This is a genomic window from Kitasatospora sp. NPDC056783, from assembly GCF_042789895.1.
In the GTDB taxonomy this organism is placed as follows: Bacteria; Actinomycetota; Actinomycetes; order Streptomycetales; family Streptomycetaceae; genus Kitasatospora.
The window spans coordinates 1-2,812 of sequence record NZ_JBHUAF010000614.1; the positions used below are offsets into that span (position 1 = coordinate 1).

Genomic DNA, 2,812 nt, shown 5'->3' on the forward strand with positions numbered 1-2,812 from the left:
GCCTTCGTCGTGGCCCTGGCCGCCGTCCGGGACCGGGGCGCTCGCCGTTCCCGTTCCCGTCTCGTCCGCCCCGGCCCCGCAGGCGTTCTGGAAGGCGGTCAGCAGAGCTTCGGGAACGGTCTGCTGGCCGTGGACCCGCGCGCGCTTGCCGCGCCCCGCGGGCGCCGGCGCCGCCGCCAGGGCGGAGGCGGTCGGCTCTGCCTGCCGCTCGCCGGCTGTCCGGCCGGCGGCGGGTACGGGGAGTGCGAGGACGGTGAAGGCGTTGTCGAGGCCGGCCCGGGCGGCGCGGGCGTGCCGGACGAACACCGCCACCCGGCCGCCGTCCAGGCCCTCCAGGACCCGCCGCGCCTGTCCGTCGCCGCCGAGGCCGCGCGGCAGGGCCCGGGCCTCGGCGCGCAGGGCCGGGAGCTCTTCTTCGAGGCGGCGCCGACGGTGTTCGGCCTGGCGGCAGGCCGGGCCGCAGTGCAGGGCGGGGCGGCCGGTGGCCGCCTTCGGCAGGGGCCGGCCGCACCCGGGCCGCGCGCAGGCCGGCCCGGTGCTCAAGGGTTCCGTCACACGGAAGATTCTGACGAAACGTCAGCCGGATCGGAAGCGGCCCCCGCGCGCGACTCCCGGCCGCGCGCCGTCCCGGCCCGTTCCCGCGGGACAGGCCCCTCCCCCGGCCGTCGTGGCCCGCCGACAGCCCGCCAGGCAACACCCGCCACCCGGCCCGGCCTCGGCCGCCGCCGGGCCGGGGCCCGGACGGCATGGCGTTACGCCCCTCCTGGTAGCGGAACCCAAGGTGTGACCTTCGCTGACCGGCCATGGCACTGATCCGCCGAAAACAGGGCAAATCACCACCACGGCCACAAGTTGTCTGGACCACTGTGCGGGAGTGTGGCGGGGTGGTCCGGTGGGTGGTGCGGGTGGCGTCGGTCGTGTGACTGGTTGCTGTGTGTGATGTTCACGCCGCCCCGGGGGTGGGGTCGGGGGCTTTGTCGGGCCGCCGTGGCGCCGTCCGGGGGTCTACGGCTCCGTATCCGGGGGTTGAATTCCGCCGGGTATTTCACCCGGTTGCTGTGACCGGCTGGTTTCTGGTGGTGGTGTGAATTCGGGTTGGAATTACGGTGGCTGGGGGTTGGCATTCGGTTTGGTGGGGGTAGCGCTCGGTGTCGTCCGGGCCTGCCGAGTTCCTGCTGGGCCGCCGCCGTTCCGGGTCTGCCGTCGAGGCCGCGTCCCGTCCGGGTGCCTGCTGCGCCGGTCCGGTGTCGTGCTGCGCTCGGTGCCGGTGCCCGCCTCCTCGCTGCGCCCCGTCTCGGCGAGGTCCGGGTCGCCGTCCTGGTCGGCCGTCGCGCCGCTGTCCGGGCCGTGCCCGTGCTCGCCATGCCGCGCCGGGTCGCCGTCCCGGGCCCGGGGCTGCCGGACGCGGTTGTGCCTGCCGTCCGGGCGCCGCCCGCCCCGCCGTCTTGCCGCGCCGTCGCCGCCTGGTCCGGGTCGTCCCGGGTCCGCCGTCCAGGCCGTGCTCCGCCAGGGTGCCTGCTGCCGCTGTCCGGGTCGCGGTGATCGCCGGGCAATCACCCCGGGTCCCGATGGACGGGCCGTGCTCGCGCCTTCCTCGCCCCGGTCGGGCCGCGCCCCTTGTCGGGCCTCCGCCGCGCTCTGGCCACCGGCTGCGCCCCGCCTGTCTGCTTGTCGGGCCGCCGTCGCGCCCTGGTCGGAGCGGGGGACACCTCTTGGCCGCCGTCGCGCTCCGGCCGGCCGCGGCCCGTGGTCCGGTAGCGATGCCCGTACATCCCGCCGTCCCAGGAGCCGGCGACGGCGACGGCGAGGGCCGGCTGAAGGGCCGCCCGCGGACGGATGGCTGTCCGGCCGGCGCCCACGGCACCTCCGACGCCCGGCTCCTGGCCCTCTGTCGCGTCGAGGTGGTGCCCGAGGTGTCTGATCTGGGACGATGCCCGTTCCGGTGGACGGTTTGCCTGCCGACGAGACTGGTGTCCCGCGATGAGCTTGGGCTACTGGCGCCAACTGGTGTCCGCGTGCTCGTCCACGATCGGGTGGTGTGACGGGGGTGTCCCCCCGTGGGGGCTGAAGTTCGGTCAGCGGTTGGTCAGGTGTCGGGTGGGGAGGGTGGCGACGGGACGGGGGCGCCGGTCACGCTGGTCTCTTCGCCGGCGTAGCGGTGGTCACCGGCGAGATCACACCTGCTGTGCATCTCGACCGCGGACCGGGTGAGGGGCCGCCGGCCGGGCAGCGCTCCGTCCAGCCGACAGCGGTGCTCAGCGGTGGAGCAGGTGCTGAGCGAGGAGGGTGACGGGCAGGGCTCCGGTAGCGCCGGCCGCGCCGAGGAGCGCTCGGCGGGCCAGGACCCTGGCATGGGGCCGCCACTGCTGCCCGCGTGCCCTGGCGAGAGCCGCGAGCCGTTCCGGCGTACGCTTCATGGTGGCGCTCCTTTGTTGAAGGCTGGGGTGTTGACTGGGGAGCCCCGACCCGCGCCGGCCAGCGCTGGTCAACTACGGGGCTCCCCAGCCATGTCAGGCAGCTTGGCGAGCATTCAGCTCGCCGACTGTCGCAGCGCGATTCTACCTACCGCATGTGATGGACCATCAGTTTCAGCTGCTGTTCCCTGCGAACCGCCCCTGCCTCGTACCCGCCACGCGCTGCTTTCGCTGCTCCGCCCTGCTCGCGGTCTGCCCCGGCGTTCGGTTTCTGTCGGGATGCGGCCGTCATCGTCGGTCGGTGCCGCCCCCGCCCCGGCCGCCGCCCGCGCCCCGCCGCCACGCCCGGCCGCGCCGCCCCCGTGCGCCGCTCCGGCGACACCGTCCCCGACCCGCGC

2 protein-coding genes are annotated in these 2,812 nt (G+C 75.6%); both read right to left on the bottom strand.

From position 1 onward, the window contains the following. The coding region (locus ACFRMQ_RS39835; RefSeq protein WP_380735794.1) for a hypothetical protein at positions 1-555 on the bottom strand (555 nt) is incomplete at its 3' end. Positions 556-2,255: 1,700 nt separating this feature from the next. After that, positions 2,256-2,417, bottom strand: coding sequence for a hypothetical protein (locus ACFRMQ_RS39840; protein WP_380735796.1), 162 nt, complete (start codon positions 2,415-2,417; stop codon positions 2,256-2,258). Positions 2,418-2,812 lie beyond the last annotated feature (395 nt).

Bases quoted from the DNA above. Each gene is read 5' to 3' on its own strand.
- ACFRMQ_RS39840 (WP_380735796.1), bottom strand. From the start codon at position 2,417: ATGAAGCGTACGCCGGAACGGCTCGCGGCTCTCGCCAGGGCACGCGGG.